The following is a 26,904-nucleotide window of genomic DNA, read 5'->3' on the forward strand; positions in this document are numbered from 1 at the left end:
GTAGAAGAAGCTGTCTGAAAAGACCTTTTGGAACAGCTTCCTCTTCTTTTTGCATATAAATTAACGCCCAAACTTCACAACAAAATCTTCGTCTATTTTCTCCATTGCGTATCCACGATAATCTTTTGAAATTAACGTCTGCTGTTCACTGGCATCACTCATCGGAACACTCTTAACATCCGTCCAATCGCTTTCTTTATCTATACGCAACGCTTTCACAAAAACATACCGCATACTACCGCCATATTTCTCCTTCAGCGCAGCAATTTCCATTCCTTGCGCAAACTTATCCTTTAAACTAGGAATGTTAAAAGGTGCAACGGTGCAGCAAACGTAATCGTATTTGCTGTCTTCTTTTTGTAATTTGTCCATGATGACTGTCGCTAATATTTTTTGCATGCCATTTCCGCGACAGTTCGGGTGAACATTTGAGATTTCTTGATAGATAACGCGGTGTAGTTCGCTTTCGGATAGGCCGATATCAAGTCCTAAATGCTCATCGTCAATAGGAGGGGCGAGTAGGGCACGAAATGCGATGAGCTCTTTTTCTCTAAAGGCTCCGATCATCATGCCGTTTCCTTCTAGAATGTATTGAAACTCTTCTAGCGAGAGTGGTTGTAAACGACCTTTATCTTCTAATGCTTCAATTACAACGTTTTGTAGTGATAAGATTTGTTCGATATGTTCTAGAGCTAATAATGTAACGTGAAATGGCTCGCTGTTTTGTTTTAATGTTCCTTCGTATAGAACCGTCATGCGTTAGTCCTCCTTTAGCGTACAACGTCTTGAAAGACGGTTAGTTCTTGTAATGTAGTTTCGTTTATTTCAATGCCTAATCCTGGCTTTTCGTTTAAGCGAATAAATGGTACGTCGTAATGTAAGTCCCCAATGTCTTTGGTAAATTTTAATGGTCCTGTTAGTTCGACGCTAGTAATGACTTTTTTTGAGAAAGCGACATGGAATCCTGCGGAAGAGGCAACGGATGATTCGACCATAGATCCAACTTGGCATTCAATGTCTGCCATTTCCGCTTGATGAGCAAGTTTTACAGCTGGGTATATGCCGCCGCATTTCATTAGTTTTATATTCACTTTATCAGCAGCTTCTAATTTAATAATTTGGCGCATTTCACGAGAGCTTTTTAATCCTTCATCAATCATAAGTGGAAGGTCTGTTTTAGAACGAATATGAGCCATTGCGTCAATATCATCCGCTATAACAGGTTGTTCAATCCAGTCGATGTTTAAATGTCCTAATGAACGAAGTGCTGTTAATGTGTTCGCGCTATTTTTCCATCCTTGGTTTACATCAACGCGAATAGCGATATCATTTCCTACACGCTCACGGACAGCTTCAATTCTTTTTACATCTTCTTGTACATTCGTACCGACTTTCATTTTGAAAGATTGGTAACCTTTTTTAATCATGGAAGCAGCTTCTTCGGCCATATCTTTAGGATCGGCGATACTTAAGACGTGAGTGACAGGAAATTCTTCATGGTATCGTCCGCCAATTAATTGATATACAGGTTGGTTTAATTTTTTGCCCATTACATCAAAACAAGCGATATCAATTGCAGCTTTCGCTGTAGGAACACCGTAAATCGTATTGTTCATCATATCGTGTATTTTTTCGATATTCATTGGATTTTGCCCGATAAGAGCAGGAGCTAGCGTATGTTTTAAAACATGGAAAGTACTTTCCCATGATTCACCTGTAACGTGATCATCGGCAACACCTTCACCGTAACCGACAATGCCTTCATTTGTTTCCATTTTGACGATAATAGAAGGCATATCAGGGTAAGAGCCATAACTAATAACAAATGGATTGCGAAGCGGTAAACGAATTGCATAAATATGAATAGCTGTAATTTTCATTGTATAGTTCCCGTCCTTTTTAGTATCTGTAGATTTGAAGTTACATATATTAATAAGAGGCTGAAGCTAATGATGAATAATTCATAAAAAGAATTTTCTGAATTATAATCTTAATTACCTTATTATATTTCAAAAGAAATGTAGGGACAATCTCTTGACATTTGAGTGAATGTTCAATATATTCTTCAAAATGGGATTTTTTATAAATGATTAAACTGCTTCGAATTTAGGAAGGAGAATGGAAGTTGAAAACATTAGAACTACAAGAGCGTTTAACGGAAATTTTTCAGCATTTACATGAAAACCCTGAAGTGAGTTGGAAGGAATATGAAACGACAGCTTATATTACTAACTTTTTAAAAGAAGAAGGAATTTCATATAAAACATTTGACGATTGTCCAGGCATAATCGCTGAAATCGGAAGCGGTCATCCAGTTATCGCGGTTCGTGCTGATATGGATGCACTCTGGCAAGAGGTGGACGGAGAGTTCAAAGCGAACCATTCGTGTGGTCACGATGCTCATATGACAATTGTGATGGGACTTGTTTTACAATTGAGGAATATGAGATGGGATAGCGGTACGGTTAGATTTATTTTTCAGCCGGCTGAAGAAAAAGGAAATGGTGCTTTAAAGATGGTAGAGAAAGGTGCTGTGGATGATGCTGATTTCCTATTTGGTGTTCATTTAAGACCGATTGAGGAATTGCCTTTGAAACAAGCGGCACCATCTATTCGTCACGGAGCAGCAGGTTTTTTAGAAGGTACGATTCATGGAGAGGATGCACATGGAGCACGCCCACATCAAGGTATAAACGCAATTGACGTTATTTCAATGATTAATATTGGATTGAAAAATATATGGTTACCACCGCAAACATCGCATTCTGTTAAGATGACGAGATGCCAAGCTGGTGGTGATAATTTAAATATCATTCCAGGAAACGGTCATTTTAGTTTAGATGTAAGGGCAGAAAATAATATATTACTAGATGAGTTGAAACAAAAAATTGAGCACGTAATTACGTCTACTGAATCAATGGGATCCAAAATTTCTTATGAGTGGATTGACCTTGCGCCAGGAGCAGAGGTATCAGAAGAAGCTGAACGCTTTATGCGTAAAGGTATTCTTGAAGTATATGGGGAAGAGGGATGTACGGGACCTCTGTATACGACGGGAAGCGATGATTTCCATTACTATACAGTGAAAAGACCGCATTTAAAAGCAGTTATGCTAGGACTAGGGGCAAATCTACAACCGGGATTACACCATCCGTATATGAAGTTTGATCATAGCTGTATCATGGATGGAGTAGAGATATTAAAGCAAACTGTGTTGAAAGTATTAGAAAACAGGGGCTAGAAAGTTCTTGTTTTGTCGATAAGTCGATATATTTCAATTGCTGAAAGCCTGATGAAAAATCAGGCTTTTTCTGTGGTGTATAATAGTAAATATAATTTCTTAGTAGGAGAAAACAAATGAACGAACAATATTACGACGCTGTATTACATATAAAAACTGTCGGAGAGCAAAAAGGTTTTAATAAATCTTTACATTACCACCGTTATGAGCCGACACCATATAGTGGATTAGAGGAACTGTTGAATCAATACGAGATTAAAAGTTGCGATCGAATTGTAGACTTTGGATGCGGAAAAGGAAGATTGAATTTTTACATGCATCATAAGTGCGGTGCTTCAGCTGTTGGAATTGAAATGAATGAAGAATTTTATAAAGAAGCGATGGAAAACCTTGAGCGTTATGCAAAGAAGGTAAGAAACAGTAAAGATAAAATCCAATTTGGATGTTGTTTAGCACAAGAATATGAGATTGATCCGCGTGATAACCGATTTTACTTCTTTAATCCGTTTTCAGTACAAGTGTTTATGAACGTAGTGAATAACATTTTGCTTTCGGTAGAAGAAACGGAGAGAGAAGTGGATATTATTTTATATTATCCTTCTGAAGATTATATTTTCTTCTTAGAGAACCAGACTGCGTTTGAGCTGAAGAGGGAAGTAAGGTTGCAGGGTGCTTATGAGAAGAATGGGAATGAGAGATTTTTAGTTTATACATTAGGATTATAAAAAAAGCAGGTGCCAAGGCACCTGCTTTTTAAAAATCACGTCTCTATAATTAGTTACGGATTAAGTAATCAAATGCACCTAAAGCTGCATTCGCTCCTGAACCCATAGAGATGATAATTTGTTTGTATGGATTATTTGTACAGTCACCTGCAGCAAACACTCCTGGTACATTTGTAGCACCGTGCTTATCTGTTACGATTTCACCGCGAGCGCGTTCAACAGTGTCACCTAACCAGTCTGTGTTTGGCACAAGACCGATTTGAACGAATACACCTTGTAATTCAACATGGTGAACTTCTTCAGTTTCACGATCGATGTAAGAAATACCGTTTACTTTGTCAGTACCAGTAATTTCTTTCGTTTGAACGTTTTTCAGAACAGTTACGTTAGGTAGGCTGTTAAGACGCTCTTGTAATACAGCATCAGCTTTTAATTCTGGCATGAATTCAAGAACAGTTACGTGCTTAACAATACCTGCTAAGTCGATAGCTGCTTCAATACCAGAGTTACCTCCACCAATAACCGCTACATCTTTTCCGATGAATAATGGACCGTCACAGTGTGGGCAGTATGCTACACCTTTGTTTTTGAACTCAGCTTCACCTGGTACGCCAACGTTACGCCAGCGAGCACCTGTTGAAACGATTACGCTCTTACTTTTCAGAATAGCGCCGTTTTCAAGTTCCACTTCAATAAGTTCTTTTTTCTCTAAACGTTTCGCACGTTGTAGATTCATTACATCGATGTCGTATTCTTTTACGTGCTCTTCAAGGCTTGCTACTAGCTTAGGACCTTCAGTGCGTTTTACGCTGATGAAGTTCTCAATACCCATAGTATCCATTACTTGACCACCGAAGCGCTCAGCAACGATACCAGTGCGGATGCCTTTACGTGCTGCATAAATTGCTGCACTTGCACCAGCTGGGCCGCCACCAACAACAAGAACATCGTACGGATCTTTATCAGAAAGCTCTGATGCATCTGGACCGTTACCCATTTTAGCTAGAATTTCTTCAAGTGTCATACGACCACTTCCGAAAGATTCACCATTTAGATAAACAGTTGGTACTGCCATAATGTCTTTACTTTCTACTTCCTCTTTGAATGCAGCGCCGTCAATCATAGTATGTGTAATACCAGAGTTTAGAACGCTCATTACGTTAAGAGCTTGTACAACATCAGGACAGTTGTGACAACTTAGGCTGATATAAGATTCAAAATGATATTCGCCTTGAATGTTTTTTATTTGATCAATTAATTTTTGTTCAACTTTTGGAGCGCGTCCACTCACTTGTAGTAAAGCTAACACTAATGAAGTGAATTCGTGTCCTAATGGAATACCAGCGAATAATACACCAGTGTCTTCACCAGGGCGATTTACGCTAAAGCTTGGTGTTCTCTCTAGTTCAACTTTTTCTACTGTAATCTTAGATGACATAGTAGCTAATTCATCTACTAGAGATAACATATCTTTAGATACGTTATCGTCTCCTGCGCTAACTTTAAGTAAAATATCGTTCTCCATTAACTGAAGGTATTGGGATAGTTGTGTTTTTATATCTGCATCTAGTATCATTTTGATCGAACTCCTTAGATTTTGCCTACAAGGTCAAGGCTTGGTTTAAGTGTTGCAGAACCCTCTTGCCATTTAGCCGGGCAAACTTCACCTGGGTTGTTACGTACGTATTGAGCTGCTTTAATTTTGTTAACAAGAATGCTTGCATCACGGCCGATACCGTCAGCGTTGATTTCCATAGATTGGATAACGCCGTCTGGATCGATGATGAATGTACCACGAGCAGCAAGACCTTCTTCTTCCATTAAAACGTTGAAGTTGCTAGTGATTGTGCGAGTTGGGTCACCAATCATAATGTATTCGATTTTGCCGATAGTTTCTGAGCTATCATGCCATGCTTTATGTGTGAAGTGAGTGTCTGTAGATACAGAGTATACTTCAACGCCTAGTTCTTTAAGTGTTGCATATTGATTTTGTAAGTCTTCAAGTTCAGTTGGACAAACGAATGTGAAGTCTGCAGGGTAGAAACAAACTACGCTCCATTTTCCTTTTAAACTTTCATCAGTAACTTGGATAAATTCTCCATTATGGTAAGCATTAGCTTTAAACGGTTTTACTTCTGTGCCGATTAATAACATATTAAAATTCCTCCTAAATGTTGGTTTTGAGCATCGGAAATTAGTTTGCTCATAAAATATATTTTTTAATTAACTATAATAATTCTAATTCAATATTAATTATCATATAGAAGTGGTTATTTTGTCAAGAGAATAAAGCAACTTTATTCCAATTTAATTAATATTTATTCTCAATTAAAGCTGCTAGGGAATTGAACGGTAATTTTTAGAGTATTCATTTTAAAAGAGTAGATGAAAGATTAGTATGTAGTTTAGAAATATAGTGTAAGTATAAATTCTTAGGAAGGAAATATTTCTTAGAAGTTGTGCATTTGAAAAGGAACTGCTTACTTTTATTTTACAAAGAATTACGCAATAAATAAAATAAAATGAATCGGAATCTTTTTGAACAATTTTTGTCATCTTAAATATATAATTAAGCAGTATAGTGCAATGATAATTAGAAACATTGACTCAAGGTATTAACGAGATATAATAAAACCTAGATATGCCTTTTAAAAAGAAGAATGTATATAATAGGATAAAAATTTTCACCCTATTATTTTTTTATAGCTTTTAGAAAACGCTTACAATTAGTGTGGAGGGGAAACCATGTCTAAGTTTACGAAGTATTTTTTAATGGAAGCTAAAGATGTGATTGCATATGTGAAAGAGAAATTATCTAAGTTTGAGGTCGCAAAGGGGTTACAGTGTAAAGAAATCGGTGATGGCAATTTAAATTATGTGTTTCGTGTTTGGGATGAGGAGAGTAATAATTCCGTTATCGTAAAGCAGGCTGGGGATACAGCTCGTATTTCAGATGAGTTTAAATTGTCGACAAATCGTATTCGTATTGAATCTAATGTTTTGCAGTTGGAGGGAAAATTAGCACCTAGACTTGTTCCAACGGTGTATTTGTTTGATAGTGTGATGAATTGCTGTGTGATGGAAGACTTATCAGATCACACAATATTACGTACAGCACTTATAAATCACCAAATATTTCCGAGGCTTGCTGACGATTTAACTACCTTTATGGTAAATACACTTTTATTAACATCGGATGTTGTAATGAATCATAAAGAGAAGAAGGAGCTTGTGAAGAATTATATAAATCCTGAGTTATGCGAGATTACAGAAGATCTCGTATACTCTGAGCCATTTACAAATCATAATAAGCGTAATGAGTTATTTCCATTAAATGAGGGATGGATTAGAGAGTATATTTATAGTGATAAAGAGCTTCGTATGGAAGTAGCAAAGCTTAAATTTTCTTTTATGACGAATGCACAGGCATTGCTTCATGGTGATTTACATACTGGTTCTGTTTTTGTGAAAAGTGATTCCACAAAGATTATTGATCCTGAGTTTGCCTTTTATGGACCTATGGGATATGACGTTGGGAATGTAATGGCGAATTTAATGTTTGCTTGGGTGAATGCAGATGCGACCATGTCGTCTGGAGCTGAGAAAGATACGTATATGGATTGGTTACAATCTACAATGATAGAGGTAATTGATTTATTTAAGAAGAAGTTTTTAGATGCTTGGAATATTCATGTGACAGAGATTATGGCGAAGGAAGAAGGATTCAACGAAGTTTATTTACAATCTGTATTAGAGGATACGGCTGCAGTGACAGGTCTTGAGTTAATTCGCCGTATTGTTGGGTTAGCGAAAGTAAAGGATATTACTTGTATTGAGAATGAGGAAGCACGTGCTAGAGCGGAGCGAATTTGTCTTCAAGTAGCGAGGGAGTTTATTTTACGAGCGAATCAATATAGAACAGGTACAAGCTTTGTAGAAACGTTAAAAGAACAGTCAATGCACTATGCGAAGTAAGGGGAGAAAATGATGGAAGAGCAATTAATACCAATTCAGTGGAAAGATGATGCTTTAGTTTTATTAGATCAAACGTTATTACCGAATGAAGTTGTCTATGAATCTTTTAAAACAGCTGAAAGTGTATGGGATGCAATTCAAGTAATGAAAGTACGCGGTGCACCGGCGATTGGTGTTTCAGCAGCTTATGGCGTGTATTTAGGGATAAAGGAAGTTACTCAAAGTACGGGGGAAGAATTTCTAGAGGTAGTAAAAAAGGTATGTGCATATTTGGCAACATCAAGACCGACGGCAGTAAACTTATTTTGGGCACTTGAAAGAATGGAGAATGTGGCGACAGAAAATGCTCACTTATCAATCGCCCAGTTGAAAGATAGATTATTAGAAGAGGCAAAAGAAATTCATAGAGAAGATGAAGAAATTAACCGCCAAATTGGAGAACATTCATTAACATTATTCCAAGATGGAATGGGAGTATTAACGCATTGTAATGCAGGTGCTTTAGCGACGACTAAGTATGGTACTGCGACAGCGCCAATGTACTTAGCGAAAGAAAAAGGATGGAACTTGAAAATTTATTCGGATGAAACACGCCCTAGATTACAAGGTTCAACGTTAACAGCATTAGAACTGCAGCGAGCGGGAATTGATGTAACAGTCATTACGGATAATATGGCGGCCATGGTCATGTCACAAGGGAAGATTGATGCGGTAATTGTTGGATGTGACCGAGTAGCAGCAAACGGTGATGTAGCAAATAAAATTGGAACATTAGGCGTATCTATTTTAGCTAAATACTACAACATTCCTTTTTATGTAGCAGCGCCAACACCGACGATTGATTTGAAAACATCGACAGGAAAAGAAATTCCAATCGAAGAAAGAGATGCTTCTGAAGTGATTAATCGTTTCGGACAATATTCGGCTCCGAAAGAAAGTAAAGTATATAATCCGGCATTTGATGTCACGCCACATGAAAATGTAACAGCGATTATTACGGAAAAAGGGATTGTGAAAGCACCGTTTACGGAGAACTTAAAACAGCTATTTCAATAAGTAGATAGATTTAAAAAGTCAGTCATCATAAGCTTCATACTTAGGGGGATGTATATGTTATTACAAAAGGAAAGAGAAGAAATTGTAGCGTATGGAAAGAAAATGATTTCTAGCGGTTTAACAAAGGGGACGGGCGGTAATATTAGTATCTTCAATCGTGAACAAGGTCTTGTTGCGATTAGCCCAAGTGGTTTAGATTATTATGAAACAAAGCCTGAAGATGTAGTTATATTGAACTTAGATGGTGAAGTGGTAGAAGGAGAGAGAAAACCATCAAGTGAATTAGATATGCACCTTATTTATTATAGAAAGCGTGAAGACATAAATGCGCTTGTGCATACACATTCTCCTTATGCGAAGACGATTGCATCATTAGGATGGGAGCTTCCTGCCGTGTCATACTTAATTGCTTTTGCAGGCCCGAATGTTCGTTGTGCGCCGTATGAAACATTTGGTACGAAGCAATTAGCGGATGCTGCTTTTGAAGGCATGATTGATCGTCGTGCCGTGTTACTTGCAAATCATGGTTTAATTGCTGGTGCAAATAATATAAAAATGGCATTTACTGTTGCGGAAGAGATTGAGTTTTGTGCTCAAATTTATTATCAAACGAAAAGTGTTGGAGAACCGAAGTTATTGCCAGAAGATGAGATGGAGAATTTGGCGAAGAAGTTTGAAGGGTATGGGCAGCAGTAGAATGAAATGAAAACACCCTCAAGATTTCACTCTTGAGGGTGTTTTTTATGCTTTCTTAAGCAACAAATACATAAAGTAAGGAGCACCAATTAAAGCAACAACAATACCTGCTGGGATACCGTTAGGTTCAACGATATTTCGTCCAATTGTGTCTGCTAATAGTAATAGCCATCCGCCTATTAAAATGGCGATTGGCATGAAGATTTGATGTCTTGGGCCTACTAAAGATTTGGCGATGTGAGGAGCCATAAGTCCGATAAAGCTAATTCCTCCTGTTACGGAAACGGCTGCGGCAGCAAGCGCAACGGCAGCAATTAATAAGTATCTTCGTTCTTTTTCAATTTCGATACCGACTCCAATTGCTATTGGTTCGTTTAATGCAAGGATGTTTAATCGGTTTGCTTTATAGAAGACAAATGGGATTAATACGATTAGCCATGGAAGCATTGCTAAAACAAATGTCCAGTCATCTCCCCAAATGTTTCCGGCAATCCATTTTGAAATAAAGTCTACTTTCATACGATCTGCTGATGAGATTAGTACAATCATTGTTCCAGATAGTGCAAAGGCAAAACCGATACCTGTTAATGTTAATCGTATTGGCTGAAGTCCTTCTGTTTTACTGTATGAAAATACGTAAATGAGACAAGCTGTCAGAAAAGCACCGATAAATCCAACGACTGGTAGTAGATAAAGAAATGAACCTACATCTATCGGGAAGTATAAGAAGAAAACTGCAACTGCAACACCAGCACCAGAGTTGATTCCAAGAATACCGGGTTCAGCTAAATCGTTTCGAGTAATACCTTGTAATATAGCACCTGATAAAGCGAGTGCCATACCAGCTAATAATGTAATGACGATTCTAGGTAGTCTTAAAGAATATAAAACGAATTCCTCTTTAAATGTACCTTGTCCCATAAGTGTTGGGATTAATCTGTCATAGGAGAGAGAGGCAGAACCGAGTCCCATTCCGATCACAATGGTTGTGATAGTAAGTATAAGTAATGCAAGTATGATAAGACGTTGTTTCTTTATAATAGATTGTTGCATCATGAGAACGTTCTTCCCCCTTTACGAACAATAAATAGGAAGACTGGTAATCCTACAATAGCGACAATTGCAGCAACTGGTGTTTCGTACGGAGCGTTAATTGTACGCCCAATTGTATCTGCGAGTAGCATAAAGGAAGCACCAGCGATTGCTGACATCGGTATGACAAAACGGTAGTCTGGCCCAACGATTGGACGAACCATATGCGGTATCATTAAGCCGATAAATGCCATATTCCCGACAAGCGCTACAGAAGCACCAGCAAGCAAGATAATAATGATAAATAAAATCGTTTTAATGACGATAATTTTTTGACCGAGTCCAATGGCAACTTCTTCACTGAAACTGAGGACCGTCAATTTCTTTGCAAGTAAAATAGCGATAAAGATACTTATCGAAATAACCGGAATAATAATTTTTAATTGGCTCCAAGTCGTTCCAATTACGCCTCCGGCCGTCCAAAGTGATACATCTTGTGAAATTTTAAAGTAAATGCCAATACCTTCTGAAATGGCGATTAGGAATGCTGAAACAGCAGCACCAGCTAATACAATTCGAAGGGGAGAAAGTCCGCCCTTTTTCACCATGCCAATTCCAAATACCATAATAGCGCCAATTGCAGCACCGATAAAGCAAGCTAACGTTAAGTAAAGGTAGCTAATGGAAGGATTGAAAGCGAGTGTGAGTGCAAGCGCAGCATTTGCACCACCAGTTAGGCCGAGTAATCCAGGATCAGCAAGAGGATTTCGTGTTAAGCCTTGCATAATTGCACCAGAAACAGCGAGTCCAGCTCCTACAAAAATAGCAGCAACTTCACGTGGTAAACGTATTTCGCGAAGAATAGATAGCTTGTCTCCTTTAGCAGAGGAAGTGAGTGCTAACCATACATCTTTTATAGAAGTATCTGCAGCACCGAATACCATTGCCACCATAAAAATAAGAAAGAATGCAATAACGCTCAAAATTAATTTGTACGTAAAAGCGGTGGAACGTAGATTGTCTTGCTCTTTTGTCATCAATTTCACATCTTTTCTTTTCATAGAATAAAGGAAGAGGAATTCTTAATTTAAGAATTCCTCATTGTTGTATTATTGACCGAGAAAGCTTTTCTTGAAGAAATCTAATTGGAAGTCTAATGTAAGTGGATCATTAAAATAGAATTCCATCATGTTTGCTTCAAATACACGATTATTTTTTACTGCTGGAATGTTTTTATATGATTCTGTCTCTTGGAATGAGTTATCAGTATCTTTGTTTTTACTTACGATTAAGTAATCACCAGCAAACTCAGGTAATACCTCAGTAGATAATGCGTAGTAACCTTCTTTTAATGCCTTTTCTTTTACTTTTTCAGGCATTTTTAATTTCATTTCTTGGTAAAGAATTTCTGTTCCACGGCCCCAGTTATCGCCATATACATAAAGCTGTTTGTTGAAGTTTTCAACAACAGAAACGGTCGCATCTTCACCGATCTTCGCTTTAATTTCTTTTCCAGCCGTTTGTGCGCGCTTCTTGAAATCATCAACCCAAGTTTTTGCTTCTTTTTCTTTGTTTAATAACTTACCGATTTCTAAATGTTGTGTTAAGTAATCAACTTTTCCATATTTAAATGTTACAGTAGGAGCGATTTTCTTTAACTTATCGACATTTTTAGTATTTGATAAACCAATGATTAAGTCTGGATTTAATTCTGCGATCTTTTCAACATTCTCATCTGATACTTCAGCGACGTTTTTAAGTTTGCTATCAAAGCGTGGGTTTTGTTTAGACCATGAATCTACCCCAACAAGATTAACCCCTAGTGACATTACGTTACCAGCAAATGATGATAGGACAACAACACGCTGTGGGTTTGCTGGAACTTCTACTTTACCATTTTCAGATTGGTATGTAATTGTTTCTGATTTGTTACCTTTTGCATCGCCCTTTTTGTCTGTAGAGCCATTACTACAAGCACTCATAACAAGGACGAACAGAACTGTTAGTGAAATGAATAATTTTTTCATCGTCTTGCTCCTTTTGATAGATGATATGTAATACATAATAATTTGTTTAACTTTGATTTTTTGAAAAGCTGGTGGTAATACAAAATTCTTATTAACAATCTTGAATTTGATATTTCACTATAGAGTGTTCACCATAATTAATGAAAGAAGATGCAATCTACAACTTGCTAATAATTAACAAGTTGATAATGATTATCACTATCGATTCTTTAAATAATATAATTGTATATAGATGTATTGTCAATAGTAATTTTGATTGTAAAATTCATAAAAACAAGTTATATTTTATTGAGAATGATAATCAATGATTAGTAGCTGAGGAGTGAGCATGAGTGAATCAAGAAGAATTGTTTGATGTAACCGTGATAGGCGGAGGACCTGCAGGGCTTTATTCAGCTTTTTATAGTGGACTAAGAGAGATGAAAACAAAAATAATAGAATTTCAACCACAGTTAGGTGGAAAAATACATGTGTATCCAGAAAAAATGATTTGGGATATTGGCGGATTGTTACCAGTTACTGGTGAAAAATTAATTGAACAACTTGTACAACAAGGATTAACATTCCAACCAGAAGTTGTATTGAATACAAAAATAGAATCGATTATTCGTAATCAGGATGGCATTTTTACATTAAAAACAAGCACTGGAGAAGAACATTTTTCAAAAACAGTGATCGTCGCAACTGGGAGTGGTATATTGAAGCCACAAAAGTTATCAATTGAAGGTGCTGAGAGATTCGAAGTCTCAAATTTAAATTATACAGTTAAATCTTTAAAGCGTTTCAAAGATAAAACGGTAATTATTTCAGGTGGGGGGAACTCTGCAATTGATTGGGCGAATGAATTAGAACCAATCGTAAAAAAAGTTTATTTAACATATAGAAAAGAATCATTATCTGGCCATGAAGCACAAGTAAAACAACTTATGAACAGTTCAGCAGAATGTTTCTTTAATACATCAATTACAAAATTAATTGCTAGCGATAGTCATGAGGCAATTGAGTATGTAGAATTAACGAATCATGAAACTGGAGAGGTTTCTCATTTATCTATAGATGAAGTTATTATTAATCATGGATATGAACGCGATATAACATTATTAGAAAATAGTGAGTTAGATGTTGCTATTGTTGATAATTATTATATTGCAGGGAATGCAAATAGTGAGTCCTCGGTAGATGGATTATATGCTGCTGGAGATATTTTAAAGCATGAAGGGAAATTACATTTAATAGCTGGGGCGTTCCAAGATGCTGGAAATGCTGTGAATAAAGCGAAACAATTTATTCAACCAGATGCAAGTGAGTACGGAATGGTTTCTTCGCATAATGAAGTATTTAAGAAGAGAAATCGAGAATTGATTAAGCAGATGATGAAATAAGAAAGGATCCAAGTATACCCCCATTTACATCTCTATTTCTATGAATAAGAGGTGTAAATGGGGGTTTTCCTGTTTACTATATTTTCAATCATTATCATGACACCGTTTTCATTAGTTCATGTCATATGAATGTATTTCTGTAAAATGGGAATACAAAGACTTGAACGTTTTATTTGTAAATCTTTCTTGAAAACAATGAATCTATGCTTGATTTGTGCTGGTCAATATCAAATTATGCTGTCCCTTTTGCCTGTTCATTAGGGAAGGGCATATTTTGTATAGAAGCAATATATTGTTTTCCATGTTTTCGAGCTAATGATTCTAATATTTGACGAACACGTTTTGTAAGATGACCTTGTTTTTTTATAGCCTCACAATATGCGTCATAGAAAGCGTATTTAGCCCAAAGGAAATCATCTTGTTGGAATATGAAATGATTTTTGTACCATTCACCAATCGTATGGTAGCAATTATTTTCATGTACTGCTGCACTTTGTGAAAGAATACGATCGGATAAAGACTTAGATAGATGAGAAATTGTGTTTTCTGTTTCAACTCGTAATGTTTTTTCTAACATTGTAATGATGTGATGAGTAGCCATAAGTTAACTCTCCTTTGTGTAAATGGGTAATACCATTATATATTTAAAAAAATACTTACTATATTATTATACAATATATGGAATGCATCTACCTGCTTTTTGATTTGTATTTACAAAATCTTTTTTATTTGTTTACAAAAATAAAGTAAGATACAGTATATATATGAAAAAACTATAAAGGAATGAACACATTGTATATAACGATAGAAGAGGCTGCAGAATATTTGAATTTACCAAAATCGTATGTTGAAGATTTAATTCAGCAAAAGAAAATTCGTGCGTTGTTCGATGGGGAGCAATATTTATTAAATAAAGAACAATTTAATACACATTTAGAACAAATGGAGAAATATAAACAGTTAGTGGAAGAAATATTAAACGAGCCAATTCCGGAAGATATGGATGTTAAAGACGAAGATTAAATTTATGAAAAGATCCCGTATTAAGATATACAGAAATGTATCTTAATACGGGATCTTTTTGTATAAAGAATCTTTGGAATCCTGTGATTTAGTTGGTGTGTTACTTGTTTATGAAAATAGCGAGACATACATGTATAATGTAATGAATAGTAGCCAAGTCTTTCAAAAATATAAAACAAATGCAACTTACTTCCAAGTAGGATGTGGGATTTATGCTGGCTTGTGTAGTTTACTCTTAGATACTTTTGGACAAGGTGCTTATTATGTAGAAGAATTATTATTAAATACTGAAAGTAAGTATGGGGAATATTTACATTTTTATATGAAAGATTTTGTAATAGGGCATAATAATTTTACAGATGAACTGCTACATGATAGGGTAAGATGGCTATAAATTGTGACTGAAAAGGAAGGAGTTGTATCTCCTTCCTTTTAGTATTAGAAGGTTACATATTGCCCTGAAAGCAATTTCATAATTATAATTTAAAGGGATAAAATTTGAAATATTTTTGGGGTATTGATCAAGAGGAGTTTTTATATGAACAAATTCAAAAGCTTGGTTTATGAAGAAAGAGAAGCTTTAAAAGTATTTTTATTATTATTCTATATTATATTCTTTTTATATGACGTTATCTATTATTTTGTTTATCCTGCTATGGATATTAATGAGGCAATGATAGGTTGGCCAGAAGGTGGCATGGGGATAGGTGTATATATATTAGTAATATCTTTATTTCCTATTTCAATATATCTTCAAAAACAAGGGTATGTTTATTTTGTAAAATATTTATTTTTAATTGGGTACATGCTTACTGATCTTATTAATAACCTAATGATTTATCTACACAGTGATCGTGTTTTTGAAAACGGAAATATGGTTGAAATACTATTAATTTTATTTGCACCGATTTTTGTGAATAGAAAATATTTTTATTTAGTTTCCTTTAGTGTAATTGGAAAATATGTATTTTTTACGTTGGTATTACAAGATATAAAAGTTGTGATTCCGCTTGTTTTATGTGTATTCTTTTCTATTATTTCACATTCTTTGTTAAAACGATTTCAGTCTTATGTAAGAACAGTTGTTGAGATGATGAACATTATGAAAGAGACCGAAAATTTAGCTGTAATTGGGACTATGTCTACAACAATTGCTCATGAAATTCGAAATCCATTAACAGCTCTAAAAGGATTTACACAAATCCAAAAAGAAAGAAACCCTGCTGATGTGATGAGCTATGAGATTATGCTACAAGAAATTGAGAGGATTAACGGGTTTGTTAGTGAATTGATGTTATTGGGAAAACCGAAACCGATTAATTATGAATGGTGTAATATACGAGAAATCCTTTTATATGTTGTACAGTTAATGGAAAGTTATGCGGCTCAATATAAAGTGAAATTCCACTTGCAAGTAGATGGAAATTTACCAGCTATAAATGGCGATGATAAGCAATTAAAACAAGTGTTGTTAAACATTATTAAAAATGGAATAGAATCGATGCCAGAAGGTGGAGACATTCATATTCGTGCATTCAAAAAAGCTGGAGATAATTTGTGTATTTCTGTCGAAGATCAAGGTTTTGGTATAGAGAATGAGAAAATAGAGAAAATCGGAAAGGCATTCTATACAACAAAGGAGAATGGTACGGGTCTTGGGTTAATGATTACATATAAAATTATTGAAGAACATCAAGGGAGTATCGTAATTCAAAGTAGTATGGGCGTAGGAACGAAAGTGAAAATTTATTTACCAACAGCGTAGTGCATTAGAAGAAAAAATTTTTCAGAAAAGTGCTCTTGTTGTGTAAATATAAACATTTTATAAAATGTTTCAAGAAGGGTTTTTTTTATAAAACACTTCGTTTATAATGGAGGAAAATATCGACATGAAGCTTTGAGCTCGTGTAACGGTTCGGTAGTGTTATGAAAAGAAAAGAAGGGGTGCACGCGCATCCTTTTTTCTATGCAGATATGATGAAAGGGGTGGTATGATGGAATTAACATTAAATTCGACTGTATGTTTACACACGATTCAATTTCGAAAAGAGCAAAAGAATTATATTGTAAAAGATACGATTACAGGAGAAAAATATGAAATGCCGCCACTTTGGATTGATGCACTAGCGATGATGCGTGACGGTTTTTTATTGGGAGAAATTGAGGAGAAATTAAAAGAAGAGTATCCGGCAGAAGAAGTAAATATGTTAGCATTCACGAGGCAACTGTTAGAGCTAGAACTTGTCGGAATGGTAGATGGAGAAGAGATAGCTTGTACAAAGAAGAAAGATAAAGATTATTTAGCTTGGGTACGTCCACGGGTGGAACAATTCTTTCTTAATTTAAATAAAAAATATAGAAGCAAAGGTCAAAAGTGATCTTTGCTTTTTTTGTTGTCCTCAAGTAGTTCTTATTTTAAAAAATAACGGCAAATGCTCTGGCAAAAGCACCATCACTATTTTTAATTTTTAAAGGTGCTGCTGAGAAAAAGAAGCGCTTCGTTTTAATGGAATCTAGATTTGTTAAGTTTTCAATTAAATAAATGTTATTCCCTAGTAATATGTGATGAATAGGCGATGTTTCTGTAGTTACTTCATCAGGAGAAATAAAATCTAAACCGACAGATTTTATTTTTAATTTAACTAGTTCTTCAGCTAATTCTTCGGAAAGATAAAATGCTTCTTTCGCATAAGATTCCGTGTTCCATTTATTAGATAGATTGGAATGGAAAATAACAATATCTCCTTCCTTTATGTCGGTAGTATTTAGTACTTCCTTAGGCAACTTTCGTTCTTGAACATGAGTTACATCGATAAGAACAGCTTCGCCTACAAATTGATCAAGGGGTAATCGATCAATTGTTGTTGCACCAGAAATAAAATGCGCAGGAGCATCGCAATGCGTGCCGACATGAACGACAGAATGAAAATCTGTAACTTGATATCCTGTCTCTTCAACACTTGTAATTGCTTGTAGTTGGATTTTTGGTGTTCCAGGAAATTGAGACATATTGTTTTCAAACGTTTGTGATAGGTCAATTACTTTCATCCTAAATACCTCCAATATATGTTTTTAAAATAATAAAAAGCTCATCTTCCATAATCAAGAAAGATGAGCTTTACATACAGTAGTTAAGTTTTATCTTCCAAAATGCAAAGCATTTTGCAGGAATTAGCACCTATTCAGTTTTTATAAACTGAGGTTGCTGGGCTTCAAAGGGCCGGTCCCTCTGCCTCTCTTGATAAAGGTATATTTAGTTTTAAGGTTCGGAATTTTTTGTTTATTTAATTGTAATTCATTTCCTTTTTTAGTGCAATACAAAATAGGTATTCACCCAAATAAAGTATCTCGCATATTGTAGCTTATGTAAGTAGAATGCTGCGAAGGGGTGGGTGCAGTGACAGGGAATGTATTGAACTATTTTGCTGGTGGAAATACAGCTAGAGGATTTTATAGCTTGTATGAAGAGAGTTTAAAAGGGCTAGATAGGTTGTTTATTTTAAAAGGCGGTCCAGGAACAGGGAAGTCTTCTTTAATAAAAGTAATTGGGCGTGAATGGACTGAAAAAGGATATAATATTGAATTTTTACATTGTTCTTCTGACAATAAGTCAGTTGACGGTGTAATTATTCCGAAGTTAAATGTAGGAATTGTCGATGGGACATCGCCACACGTTATTGAGCCGAAAATGCCTGGAGTTGTAGAAGAGTATATAAATTTAGGGGTTGCTTGGGACTCAAATAAATTAAGAAAGCAGAAATTAGAGATTGAACGATTCGTTTCAGAAGCAAGTAAAGCCTTTCAAGCAGCTTATGGATGTTTTAAAGAAGCGTTAGTTATACATGATGAGTGGGAGAAAATATATATTAATAACATTGATTTTAATAAAGCAAACGAATTAACAGATCAGCTTATACAGAAACTATTTGCAGATAAAAGTGGAGATAAATCGATTGTGAAACACCGTTTTTTAGGGGCTGCTACACCGAAGGGAGCGGTTGATTTCGTTCCTAATTTAACAGAAGGACTGCCGCATCGCTATTTTATAAAAGGTCGCCCAGGTTCCGGGAAATCAACGATGCTTAAAAAATTAGCCAAGGCAGCAGAAGAAAAAGGTTTTGAAGTAGAAGTGTATCATTGTGGATTTGATCCAAATAGTCTCGATATGATTATTGTAAGGGAACTAGGATTTGCAATTTTTGATAGCACAGCACCGCATGAATATTTTCCAAGTCGTGAAGGTGATGAAATTATTGATATGTATGATCTCATTGTTACACCAGGGACAGATGAGAAGTATGCTAAGGAAATTCGCGACGTTTCAATTCAGTATAAAACAAAAATGAATGAGGCGATGTCTTTCTTAGCAAAGGCAAAATCAGTTCGTGATAAATTAGAACGAATTTATATTGCTGCTATGGATTTTTCAAAAGTTGATGCATATAAAGAAGAAATTCAAAAAGAGATTGAACGAATTGCAGTTGCTGTAATTAAAAAGAATAAATAAGTGTTTTGTTAGGCTGTCGGGAATTTTCTGACAGCTATTTTAGTATGTAGTAAAATTAGAAGTATATTTGTCGAATTTCCAGGGAAATGATCAAAAAATAGGGAGGGTATGAAATGAAAGGGAAAATTGAATTAGAATTAGAAAGAATTGAAAAAGAGAATGATGTGAAAATTTTATTTGCTGTAGAATCAGGGAGCAGGGCGTGGGGATTTCCGTCGAAAGACAGTGATTATGATGTTAGGTTTGTCTATATACGTCCTGTAGATTGGTATTTATCAATTCATGATAAACGTGATGTAATTGAATATCCAATTAGTGATGATTTAGACATAAGTGGCTGGGATATTAAAAAGGCATTGCAACTATTTGCAAAGTCAAATCCAGCGTTACTTGAATGGATTCGATCACCGATTTTTTATTCGAAGAACTCTAACCTTCCAGAACAACTTCAGCAAATGAGTGAAAAGGATTTTGATCCGAAATCAACAATATATCATTACTTACATATGGCTTCAAAAAACTATCGTGAATTTTTACAAAGTGAAAATGTAAAGTTGAAAAAGTACTTTTACGTATTACGTCCTATTTTAGCCTGTAAATGGTTAGAAGAGAAAGGCACATTGCCCCCAGTAGAATTTGACCGGTTAATTACGGAACTATCAGTAGAGCCTATTGTATTGAATGAAATTGAAAAGTTGCTAATAAAGAAAAAAGCGGGTACTGAATTGGATATTGGTCTAAAAATTAATGTGTTAAATCAATTTTTAGAAGAACAAATTGATTATTATCAGCAATACGTGAAAGGGATTGAAAAGGGACTAGGCATCGATATTGAAAGTTTAAATACATTATTTCGAAATATGTTGTTTGAAGTATACAAAAAAGAGCACAAGTAAGTTTATGCTCTTTTTTTGTTTGTAGGAATAAAGAAAACAGAGATAGCTGCGATAAGACCTGCAAATGAGAATAAGTAAAAATTCCATGCCAGGTCATATTGCATTGTCATAATAATACCAACAAGAACCGGACCGGCGATTGCGCCAATTCGTCCAAGGCCAAGTCCCCAGCCTAAAGAGGTAGCTCGGATATGCGATGGGAAGTATTGTGTTACATACGCATTTAATATTTGAGTAATACCGACTGATCCAATTCCAGCAAGACCAATTAAAAGATAAATGATTGTAATGGATGGTTTAATTGTTAATAGTCCGATACATATGGCCGCCATAAGATAGGAGATGCTGATAACAATTTTGGCTCCTATACGATCCGCGATTGCCCCAGCACATAATGCACCGATAGCTGCAGTAATGTTTAGCATAAGTAGAAATGATAAACTAGATCCAAGTGGATATCCTGCTTGGCGCATCATCTGTGGTAACCAAGTGTTTAAACCGTATATTAAAAACATTCCCATTATATAAGTGGTCCAGAAAAGTAGAGTTGCTTTCATGTATTCTTTTGAGAATAATGTAAGGAATCCGTTTTTCTTTTGTATATTAGATGATGTTTGAGGAATTTCTTTTCTTACATGTAATTCAATTTGAAAACGATCATGAATTTGTTTCGCTTCTTCTTGCCGATTACGTGACAGCAAAAATTGAATGGACTCAGGTAAATAACGAACAATGAAAGGAATGAGAAGTAGCGGAATCATTCCGATGCCAACCATAATTCTCCATCCGAAATTTTCTAACATAAACATGGACAAAATGGCGCCTAGTACGATACCTAAAGGATAGCCGGTAAACATAATTGCATAAATAAAAGATTGTCGCTTTTGGGGTGAATACTCAACAGTAAGTGCCGAAGCTGTTGGGATAACACCACCCAATCCAATTCCTCCGATAAATCGAGATAACCCGAATAATTCCGGAGAAGGAGCAATTGCAGCTAAGCCCATTGTAATAGAAAAAAGGGCTAGACAGCATATGAGTGTCCATTTTCGTCCAATTAGATCTGTAATGGTTCCAACTAGAATAGCACCAATAAACATCCCAAATAAAGCATAGCTGGCAATTGTTCCAGCGTGAGCTGGTGATAGTGCCCAGCTATTGTCCTCTAGGAGCTTTGGTAGGACGGCACCGTAAATACCTAAATCATATCCGTCAGCTAGAATGGCTAGCCAACAAATAAAAACAACAAGTTTTGTAATAGAGCTTGAAAAGGTAGTTTTTGTAGATTCTAGATGAGGTGGAGCAGAAGGTTGCATAGTATTCACCTCTTTTTTGTAAATTAATATATTATTTTGTTGAATATTAATATTTTCCTTCTCATGTCGAAAATTATCTGAAAAATCTTCATAAAAATAAAGAAGTTCAACGGGATTTCCGTTGAACTTCTTTATTTTTTACTCGTTATCAACTCGTTTCAATGGCTGATCTGCTGGACCTTCGATAACGTCCCCATCAATTGAAAAGCGAGATCCATGGCAAGGACAATCCCAAGTGCAATCACCGTTATTCCATTCAACTTCACAGCCGAGGTGCGTACAAGTTGTATCGACAATATGTAATTCTCCTTCTTTGTCTTTATAGGCACCTGCGCGTTTACCGTTGACACGTACAACAGATCCTTCACCAACTTCAAGATCTTCTGGTTTACGTAAAGCAATTTCAATTTTTCCTTCAATTAAATGTTTAGCAACATCAATGTTCTGTGTAAGGAATGACTGTATGTCCGGGTTCGAGTGGAAGCGTGATGGTACAAAAAGTTCTTTATAAGGGTTGTGAATTTTTGTGATTGAATCTTTTAGTAAATGAGCTGCTGCAGTTCCAGTTGTCATACCCCATTTACGATATCCTGTTGCAACAAATATATTTGGATTACTTTCATTAATATGTCCGATATAAGGGAGTTTATCTAAAGTAATTAAGTCTTGTGCAGACCATCTATAAGGAACTTCATCTACTCCAAAAGTAGCTTCAGCAAAGGAATATAGTGCTTCATAATGAAGCATCGTATTAATCCCTTGTCCTGTTTTATGGCTTTCTCCACCGATTAAAATTAGTTGTTCACCATTGTCTGTTATATAGCGTAAGGAGCGTTTTGGATCATCAATACTTAAATACATGCCTCCTGGATAATTTGTTTTCGCTTTTATAGCAAGAGCATAGGAACGTTCTGCATACATTCGCGTAAAGAAAAAGCTATTAGCATCATAAAAAGGGAAATGTGAGCAAGAGACGACATATCCACAAGTGATGCGGTGACCACTCTTTGTAATTACTTGTGGATAAATCCCTTTTTCAATATCTAACGCTGTTGTTTGTTCATAAACTGTTCCACCCATTTCCACAAACTTTTCTAAAAGTGTTTTTAAATAAAGGAGAGGATGGAATTGCGCTTGATTTTTCATTACAAGTGCTGATTGTACTGGAATAGGTAGGGGTAGGGATTGAACATAGTCACAAGGAATATTTAATTTTTGATAGGCTTCATATTCTTTCGTTAAATTTCGTAATCCATTATTAGTAGTTGTATATAAATAGGAATCTTCATTTGTGAAATTACAGTCAATTTTATATGCTTGCACAGTCTCGCTTATAAATTGTAGAGCTTTATTATTTGATTCGTAGTAAAGCCGAGCTTTTTCAACACCAAAATGATTTATTAATTCGTCATAAATAAGATCATGTTGTGCTGTTACTTTTGCAGTTGTATGTCCAGTTGTTCCATTTAAAATAGAGCCAGAATCAATTAAAACAACTTTCAATCCTTCTTTAGCGAGTAAATAGGCAGTGGTAATACCTGTAATACCAGCACCGATGACAGCAACATCTGTCTTTATATTTTCGGATAAATGAGGAAAAGTAGGAAACTGAGTGGATTTAATCCAATAGGATGATGGCAATTGTGGAAATGTGTCATCTGTCATTACGAAAACCTCCTGATTTAGAACAATTTTCCTTTTAATATCTCCATATTATATGGAATTCATGTGTGCTATTTTTGAAGGATTTTAATTTTCATGAACGAAAGATATAATTATTCTAAAATAATTATTTTCGGGGATTATTATGAAGAGGCATGCTTTATATAAAACTAAATTCAAGTGATCGTATTTGTTAATACGTAGAGAGTTCTTGAGTGAGATAGAGTTTGTAGCTTTTAAGTATATTTATATATATAACGGATAAATCCTTATAAAACCTATACTTTCTCTTTATTGAAATAAGGTATAATTATAAAAATATAACCAACTTTTATTACTAGGTCATAAAAGTTGTTGACAATATAGAAAGTCTATTGTTATGATTCATCATGTGGAAAGGTTGATAGAGAGTAAAGAGAGAAATGTTTTTCATTGATAATAAAAGCGAAAAATAAGTGACGATAGAGTGAGTATATTTTCCTTATGATAAATGCTTTTTGGATCGCCTAGTAAAATCAATCTGGAAGCAAGAATTGATATATGCAAGTTGCGCAGGGCGCGGCATAAGAAAGGGGCAAAAGGATGAAGGAGCTTCATACGTTTGGGTGGTATGCAGCGCGTGTATCACCACATTTGCCAAAAAAAGCATTTAAACCAGTTCCTACTCGTTTATTTGGTGGACTGGCTTATTTACTTGTGGCATTGGCGGGGTTAATAACGATTGGTGTATTTGAATTGAATGTGTGGGCAAATCTAGGAATTGCAATTGTTCTTGGACTATGTTTTGCTTCACTTGGATTTTTAGGACATGAAATTTTACATGGAACGGTTGTAAGAAAGGCATGGCTTCGTGATTTTTTAGGTGCGATTGCATTTATGCCATTATCAACTGGTCCAAAACTTTGGAGAAAGTGGCATAATGCAACGCATCATGTTCACACACAGCATGAAGAGAATGATCCAGATGCATGGCCGACACTTGAGAAACTTAAAAAGAGTAAATTTTTGAGCTGGGTATATCACATGCCTCTTCATGTTCGTTCATTCTTTAGTTTTCTGTCACTAACAATTCAATTTACATTGCATTCGACTCGAATGTTCTTTCATTTTATTAAGGAATTTAAGTCATCCAATCAAAAATCTGTATGGCTTCAACTTCTTTTGCCTTGGACGGTTTGGATTAGTCTATTGTTTATTATGGGACCTGCAAAGTGGTTATTTGCGTACGTGATTCCGTTGTTAATTGCTAACTTTATTGTAATGGCATATATCGCAACAAATCATCGCTTAAATCCAATTGTTCCAGTAAATGATCCATTAGCAAACTGTTTATCAGTAACAGTGCCGCGCTGGGTAGACGTTTTACATTTCAATTTCTCATATCATACAGAACATCATCTGTTTCCTGCTATGAGCTCTAAATACTATCCGTTAGTAAAAGAGAAAATTAAAGAAATGTGGCCGGAACGTTATCACGAAATGCCAATGACAAAAGCATTGGCAGCGCTTTGGAATACACCACGTGTGTACTATCAAGGAAGTGAGTTAATTGATCCTCATAAAGAACATTTCTACGGTTCTTTAGGAAATGGACTAGACCCTCATAATATTTCATATCGTGAGGAACATATAGAGGAAAAAGAGGCTATTAAAAAGGTAAATCAATAAAATTAGATATATTTTAAAGTGAAAAAGCAAGCTCTCTTGGAGCTTGCTTTTTATTATAAAGAAACTTCTTTCTTGTTCTTTGTATTGACGTGGACAGAGTTATTTTCTTTTCGTTGTAGTCGTTTTTCTAGAAGACTAACAAGATAAGTAAATAGAAGAACAAGTGCGAGATAGTATACACCAACAATGATATATGTATCTAATTGTTGGAAGTTACCTGCGGCAATCGATAAACCTGATCCCCATAATTCGGACATCCCTACGTAAGCAACAAGGGAAGAATCTTTCAATCCAATAATAAATTGATTCCCTAGAGGAGGAAGAGATAGGCGAAATGCTTGCGGTAAGATAATACGGCGCATCGCTAAAGGATAAGGCATGCCTAAAGAGCGAGCAGCTTCCAATTGTCCCCGGTCAACGGATTGAATCGATCCGCGGAAAATTTCTGTAATATATGCCCCATTATGAATTGCTAAAGCAATTGCTCCTGCCCAAAAAGGGGTAAAAACAACAACAGATGTAATCCCAAAATAGAGAATTGCGATTTGAACAATTAAAGGTGTACCACGAATAATGGCGATGTATACATGAGCAATACTATTTAAAACCTTATTGTTAGAGATTCGAAAGAAAGCGAATAGTAATCCAATTAGTGAACCTAGTAATAGGGATGTTAATGTTAATTGTAATGTGACAATAGTAGCCTTTAAGAGTGTAGGATAGGTAGAAATAAAAATTTCAAACATATGTGTCACCTCATATTGTATGGATTTTAGTAGGGAATGAAATGCCCCACATGAAAAGTGGGGCATGATTTATGGAATCATTGAATAGCTAACTTACTTTGTTTTTGCCTCTTCTCCAAGAATATTACGTCCAAACCATTTCTTACTAATCTTTTCGTACGTACCGTCTTTAATGATTTCATCTAGCGCTTTATTTACCTTTTCGACCATGTCTTTATTGTCTTTACGAATAGCAATTCCCATTTCATCAAGGTTCAACGGTTTGCCAGCTTCTTTTATATTTGATTTACCTTCTTTTATCATACGTAGGCCGACCATTTGATCAGTGATTACTGCGTCAACACGTCCAGGCTCTAGGTCCATGAGTGCGGTAATATCACTATCGTACTCTGTAATTTGATCTGTATATTTTGCAACAAGGCTTTTAAAGGTACTAGCCTTTACAACACCAATTTTCTTACCCTTCAAGTCCTCTGGAGAAGAGATAGATGTATTCTTTTTAGCTACAAAAATTTGTGCACCAGAGCGATAATATGGATTTGAGAAATTTACGGCTTTTAATCGTTCTTCTGTGATTGCCATACTTCCTAATATCACATCATATTTTTTTGATTGTAGGCCTTGAATCAATGTTTCCCAAGGATTTGTAACAGGAACAGGTTTCATTCCCATCTTTTTTGCGAGAGCTTCACCTATTTCTACATCAAAACCGACAAGTTTCCCGTCATTTTCTTTATAGTTAAAAGGTTTGTATAAGCCACTCATCGCGTAACGAAATTCCTTTTCACCGTTAGATGAAGTAGTAGAACTTTCCTTACTACAGGCTCCAAGTATGAAGGATGTACATAGTGTAATACTCGCAATAATTGTTAGTAATCTTTTTCTCATAAAAACCCCTCCTATATATTAATCATGCACATACGAGTAGTCTCAAATATGTTACGGGGATATT

Annotated in this window: 25 protein-coding genes, 1 pseudogene and 1 riboswitch; of the genes and pseudogenes, 13 read left to right on the forward strand and 13 right to left on the reverse strand. The window is 35.5% G+C overall.

From position 1 onward, the window contains the following. Positions 1 to 60: 60 nt before the first annotated feature. Together ACTFQM_RS24245 and ACTFQM_RS24250 are read right to left on the reverse strand one after the other, a co-directional pair. Complete coding sequence (locus ACTFQM_RS24245) at positions 61 to 756, reverse strand: GNAT family N-acetyltransferase (RefSeq protein ID WP_440036597.1); 696 nt, start codon at positions 754 to 756, stop codon at positions 61 to 63. Between the two features lie 14 nt (positions 757 to 770). Next, positions 771 to 1,880, reverse strand: a complete 1,110-nt coding sequence (locus tag ACTFQM_RS24250; RefSeq protein ID WP_440036598.1) for a mandelate racemase/muconate lactonizing enzyme family protein — start codon at positions 1,878 to 1,880, stop codon at positions 771 to 773. Positions 1,881 to 2,125: 245 nt separating this feature from the next. Between ACTFQM_RS24250 and ACTFQM_RS24255 the strand changes: the two genes are divergently transcribed. Next, positions 2,126 to 3,241, forward strand: a complete 1,116-nt coding sequence (locus ACTFQM_RS24255) for a M20 peptidase aminoacylase family protein (RefSeq protein WP_002174649.1) — start codon at positions 2,126 to 2,128, stop codon at positions 3,239 to 3,241. A 116-nt stretch (positions 3,242 to 3,357) separates the two neighbouring features. Continuing rightward, the gene (locus tag ACTFQM_RS24260) at positions 3,358 to 3,966 is read left to right on the forward strand and encodes an SAM-dependent methyltransferase (RefSeq protein ID WP_440036599.1); all 609 of its coding nucleotides are present in this window, start codon (positions 3,358 to 3,360) and stop codon (positions 3,964 to 3,966) included. Positions 3,967 to 4,015: 49 nt separating this feature from the next. Here ACTFQM_RS24260 and ahpF read toward each other — a convergent pair whose 3' ends face one another. After that, on the reverse strand, positions 4,016 to 5,542 hold the full coding sequence (gene ahpF / locus ACTFQM_RS24265) for an alkyl hydroperoxide reductase subunit F (RefSeq protein WP_440036600.1): 1,527 nt from the start codon (positions 5,540 to 5,542) through the stop codon (positions 4,016 to 4,018). Between the two features lie 14 nt (positions 5,543 to 5,556). Next, the gene (gene ahpC, locus ACTFQM_RS24270; RefSeq protein ID WP_000924421.1) at positions 5,557 to 6,120 is read right to left on the reverse strand and encodes an alkyl hydroperoxide reductase subunit C; all 564 of its coding nucleotides are present in this window, start codon (positions 6,118 to 6,120) and stop codon (positions 5,557 to 5,559) included. A gap of 591 nt (positions 6,121 to 6,711) precedes the next feature. Between ahpC and mtnK the strand changes: the two genes are divergently transcribed. From mtnK to ACTFQM_RS24285, 3 genes are read left to right on the forward strand one after another with little or no spacing between them, the layout of a single operon-like run. Further along, positions 6,712 to 7,941, forward strand: a complete 1,230-nt coding sequence (gene mtnK / locus ACTFQM_RS24275; RefSeq protein ID WP_440036601.1) for an S-methyl-5-thioribose kinase — start codon at positions 6,712 to 6,714, stop codon at positions 7,939 to 7,941. 12 nt (positions 7,942 to 7,953) lie between these two features. Beyond that, positions 7,954 to 8,997, forward strand: a complete 1,044-nt coding sequence (gene mtnA, locus ACTFQM_RS24280) for an S-methyl-5-thioribose-1-phosphate isomerase (RefSeq protein ID WP_440036603.1) — start codon at positions 7,954 to 7,956, stop codon at positions 8,995 to 8,997. A gap of 54 nt (positions 8,998 to 9,051) precedes the next feature. Next, positions 9,052 to 9,693, forward strand: a complete 642-nt coding sequence (locus ACTFQM_RS24285; RefSeq protein WP_098519472.1) for an L-fuculose-phosphate aldolase — start codon at positions 9,052 to 9,054, stop codon at positions 9,691 to 9,693. Between the two features lie 45 nt (positions 9,694 to 9,738). Here the strand turns inward: ACTFQM_RS24285 and ACTFQM_RS24290 are convergent, their stop codons facing one another. The 3 genes from ACTFQM_RS24290 to ACTFQM_RS24300 are packed head-to-tail and all read right to left on the reverse strand — an operon-like array spanning position 9,739 to position 12,752. Continuing rightward, positions 9,739 to 10,746, reverse strand: coding sequence for a FecCD family ABC transporter permease (locus ACTFQM_RS24290; protein WP_440036652.1), 1,008 nt, complete (start codon positions 10,744 to 10,746; stop codon positions 9,739 to 9,741). Continuing rightward, positions 10,746 to 11,786, reverse strand: a complete 1,041-nt coding sequence (locus tag ACTFQM_RS24295; protein ID WP_327915883.1) for a FecCD family ABC transporter permease — start codon at positions 11,784 to 11,786, stop codon at positions 10,746 to 10,748. Before ACTFQM_RS24295 ends, ACTFQM_RS24290 begins: the two co-directional genes overlap by 1 nt. A gap of 48 nt (positions 11,787 to 11,834) precedes the next feature. Continuing rightward, the gene (locus ACTFQM_RS24300; protein WP_440036605.1) at positions 11,835 to 12,752 is read right to left on the reverse strand and encodes an iron-hydroxamate ABC transporter substrate-binding protein; all 918 of its coding nucleotides are present in this window, start codon (positions 12,750 to 12,752) and stop codon (positions 11,835 to 11,837) included. A 332-nt stretch (positions 12,753 to 13,084) separates the two neighbouring features. Between ACTFQM_RS24300 and ACTFQM_RS24305 the strand changes: the two genes are divergently transcribed. Further along, positions 13,085 to 14,134: an NAD(P)/FAD-dependent oxidoreductase gene (locus ACTFQM_RS24305; RefSeq protein ID WP_440036607.1), complete on the forward strand. Its 1,050-nt coding sequence runs from the start codon at positions 13,085 to 13,087 to the stop codon at positions 14,132 to 14,134. A gap of 232 nt (positions 14,135 to 14,366) precedes the next feature. Here the strand turns inward: ACTFQM_RS24305 and ACTFQM_RS24310 are convergent, their stop codons facing one another. Continuing rightward, positions 14,367 to 14,735 (reverse strand): hypothetical protein, encoded by a 369-nt coding sequence (locus ACTFQM_RS24310; protein ID WP_440036609.1) that lies wholly within the window; start codon positions 14,733 to 14,735, stop codon positions 14,367 to 14,369. A 182-nt stretch (positions 14,736 to 14,917) separates the two neighbouring features. Between ACTFQM_RS24310 and ACTFQM_RS24315 the strand changes: the two genes are divergently transcribed. The 4 genes and pseudogenes from ACTFQM_RS24315 to ACTFQM_RS24330 all read left to right on the forward strand — a co-directional run bounded on the left by ACTFQM_RS24315 (position 14,918) and on the right by ACTFQM_RS24330 (position 17,535). Continuing rightward, positions 14,918 to 15,157, forward strand: a complete 240-nt coding sequence (locus ACTFQM_RS24315) for a helix-turn-helix domain-containing protein (RefSeq protein ID WP_029953170.1) — start codon at positions 14,918 to 14,920, stop codon at positions 15,155 to 15,157. Positions 15,158 to 15,239: 82 nt separating this feature from the next. Next, a pseudogene (locus tag ACTFQM_RS24320) lies at positions 15,240 to 15,551 on the forward strand (S-adenosylmethionine decarboxylase related protein); the annotation flags it as partial. A gap of 144 nt (positions 15,552 to 15,695) precedes the next feature. Further along, positions 15,696 to 16,922 carry an ATP-binding protein gene (locus tag ACTFQM_RS24325; RefSeq protein ID WP_440036610.1) on the forward strand — a complete coding sequence of 409 codons (1,227 nt, stop codon included), beginning with the start codon at positions 15,696 to 15,698 and terminating at the stop codon, positions 16,920 to 16,922. Positions 16,923 to 17,151: 229 nt separating this feature from the next. Then, positions 17,152 to 17,535 carry a hypothetical protein gene (locus ACTFQM_RS24330; RefSeq protein WP_265623252.1) on the forward strand — a complete coding sequence of 128 codons (384 nt, stop codon included), beginning with the start codon at positions 17,152 to 17,154 and terminating at the stop codon, positions 17,533 to 17,535. 37 nt (positions 17,536 to 17,572) lie between these two features. On the opposite strand, the gene ACTFQM_RS24335 is transcribed toward ACTFQM_RS24330, so the two are convergent. Next, positions 17,573 to 18,205: a cyclase family protein gene (locus ACTFQM_RS24335; RefSeq protein ID WP_242273786.1), complete on the reverse strand. Its 633-nt coding sequence runs from the start codon at positions 18,203 to 18,205 to the stop codon at positions 17,573 to 17,575. An 87-nt stretch (positions 18,206 to 18,292) separates the two neighbouring features. Next, positions 18,293 to 18,405, reverse strand: a riboswitch (SAM riboswitch). A 140-nt stretch (positions 18,406 to 18,545) separates the two neighbouring features. Between ACTFQM_RS24335 and ACTFQM_RS24340 the strand changes: the two genes are divergently transcribed. Together ACTFQM_RS24340 and ACTFQM_RS24345 are read left to right on the forward strand one after the other, a co-directional pair. Further along, positions 18,546 to 19,664, forward strand: a complete 1,119-nt coding sequence (locus tag ACTFQM_RS24340) for a PRK06851 family protein (protein WP_440036611.1) — start codon at positions 18,546 to 18,548, stop codon at positions 19,662 to 19,664. A gap of 113 nt (positions 19,665 to 19,777) precedes the next feature. After that, the gene (locus ACTFQM_RS24345) at positions 19,778 to 20,560 is read left to right on the forward strand and encodes a nucleotidyltransferase domain-containing protein (RefSeq protein WP_440036612.1); all 783 of its coding nucleotides are present in this window, start codon (positions 19,778 to 19,780) and stop codon (positions 20,558 to 20,560) included. 2 nt (positions 20,561 to 20,562) lie between these two features. Here the strand turns inward: ACTFQM_RS24345 and ACTFQM_RS24350 are convergent, their stop codons facing one another. Both ACTFQM_RS24350 and ACTFQM_RS24355 read right to left on the reverse strand, forming a co-directional pair. Then, a complete protein-coding gene (locus ACTFQM_RS24350; RefSeq protein WP_440036614.1) occupies positions 20,563 to 21,876 on the reverse strand; it encodes an MFS transporter in 1,314 nt (437 codons plus the stop codon). Positions 21,877 to 22,014: 138 nt separating this feature from the next. Next, complete coding sequence (locus ACTFQM_RS24355; protein ID WP_002174660.1) at positions 22,015 to 23,541, reverse strand: FAD-dependent oxidoreductase; 1,527 nt, start codon at positions 23,539 to 23,541, stop codon at positions 22,015 to 22,017. A 579-nt stretch (positions 23,542 to 24,120) separates the two neighbouring features. Between ACTFQM_RS24355 and ACTFQM_RS24360 the strand changes: the two genes are divergently transcribed. Next, positions 24,121 to 25,206, forward strand: coding sequence for a fatty acid desaturase family protein (locus ACTFQM_RS24360; RefSeq protein WP_025150542.1), 1,086 nt, complete (start codon positions 24,121 to 24,123; stop codon positions 25,204 to 25,206). 53 nt (positions 25,207 to 25,259) lie between these two features. On the opposite strand, the gene ACTFQM_RS24365 is transcribed toward ACTFQM_RS24360, so the two are convergent. Continuing rightward, a complete protein-coding gene (locus tag ACTFQM_RS24365; protein WP_025150541.1) occupies positions 25,260 to 25,952 on the reverse strand; it encodes an amino acid ABC transporter permease in 693 nt (230 codons plus the stop codon). Between the two features lie 93 nt (positions 25,953 to 26,045). Next, entirely contained in the window at positions 26,046 to 26,840 is a 795-nt protein-coding gene (locus tag ACTFQM_RS24370; protein ID WP_440036616.1) for an ABC transporter substrate-binding protein, read from the reverse strand. Between the last annotated feature and the right edge of the window lie 64 nt (positions 26,841 to 26,904).

It is taken from the genome of Bacillus cereus group sp. MYBK30-2, from assembly GCF_051915945.1.
Classification (GTDB): Bacteria; Bacillota; Bacilli; order Bacillales; family Bacillaceae_G; genus Bacillus_A; species Bacillus_A paramycoides.

Coding starts and splice junctions, on each gene's coding strand:
- ACTFQM_RS24250 (WP_440036598.1), bottom strand. CDS start 1,880: ATGAAAATTACAGCTATTCATATTTATGCAATTCGTTTACCGCTTCGC.
- ACTFQM_RS24355 (WP_002174660.1), bottom strand. CDS start 23,541: ATGACAGATGACACATTTCCACAATTGCCATCATCCTATTGGATTAAA.
- ACTFQM_RS24350 (WP_440036614.1), bottom strand. CDS start 21,876: ATGCAACCTTCTGCTCCACCTCATCTAGAATCTACAAAAACTACCTTT.
- ACTFQM_RS24300 (WP_440036605.1), bottom strand. CDS start 12,752: ATGAAAAAATTATTCATTTCACTAACAGTTCTGTTCGTCCTTGTTATG.
- ACTFQM_RS24325 (WP_440036610.1), top strand. CDS start 15,696: ATGAACAAATTCAAAAGCTTGGTTTATGAAGAAAGAGAAGCTTTAAAA.
- ACTFQM_RS24345 (WP_440036612.1), top strand. CDS start 19,778: ATGAAAGGGAAAATTGAATTAGAATTAGAAAGAATTGAAAAAGAGAAT.
- ACTFQM_RS24335 (WP_242273786.1), bottom strand. CDS start 18,205: ATGAAAGTAATTGACCTATCACAAACGTTTGAAAACAATATGTCTCAA.
- ACTFQM_RS24330 (WP_265623252.1), top strand. CDS start 17,152: ATGGAATTAACATTAAATTCGACTGTATGTTTACACACGATTCAATTT.
- ACTFQM_RS24295 (WP_327915883.1), bottom strand. CDS start 11,786: ATGAAAAGAAAAGATGTGAAATTGATGACAAAAGAGCAAGACAATCTA.
- ACTFQM_RS24285 (WP_098519472.1), top strand. CDS start 9,052: ATGTTATTACAAAAGGAAAGAGAAGAAATTGTAGCGTATGGAAAGAAA.
- mtnA (WP_440036603.1), top strand. CDS start 7,954: ATGGAAGAGCAATTAATACCAATTCAGTGGAAAGATGATGCTTTAGTT.
- ACTFQM_RS24310 (WP_440036609.1), bottom strand. CDS start 14,735: ATGGCTACTCATCACATCATTACAATGTTAGAAAAAACATTACGAGTT.
- ACTFQM_RS24245 (WP_440036597.1), bottom strand. CDS start 756: ATGACGGTTCTATACGAAGGAACATTAAAACAAAACAGCGAGCCATTT.
- ACTFQM_RS24360 (WP_025150542.1), top strand. CDS start 24,121: ATGAAGGAGCTTCATACGTTTGGGTGGTATGCAGCGCGTGTATCACCA.
- ACTFQM_RS24290 (WP_440036652.1), bottom strand. CDS start 10,746: ATGCAACAATCTATTATAAAGAAACAACGTCTTATCATACTTGCATTA.
- ACTFQM_RS24365 (WP_025150541.1), bottom strand. CDS start 25,952: ATGTTTGAAATTTTTATTTCTACCTATCCTACACTCTTAAAGGCTACT.
- ACTFQM_RS24370 (WP_440036616.1), bottom strand. CDS start 26,840: ATGAGAAAAAGATTACTAACAATTATTGCGAGTATTACACTATGTACA.
- ACTFQM_RS24315 (WP_029953170.1), top strand. CDS start 14,918: ATGAACACATTGTATATAACGATAGAAGAGGCTGCAGAATATTTGAAT.
- ACTFQM_RS24260 (WP_440036599.1), top strand. CDS start 3,358: ATGAACGAACAATATTACGACGCTGTATTACATATAAAAACTGTCGGA.
- ahpC (WP_000924421.1), bottom strand. CDS start 6,120: ATGTTATTAATCGGCACAGAAGTAAAACCGTTTAAAGCTAATGCTTAC.
- ahpF (WP_440036600.1), bottom strand. CDS start 5,542: ATGATACTAGATGCAGATATAAAAACACAACTATCCCAATACCTTCAG.
- mtnK (WP_440036601.1), top strand. CDS start 6,712: ATGTCTAAGTTTACGAAGTATTTTTTAATGGAAGCTAAAGATGTGATT.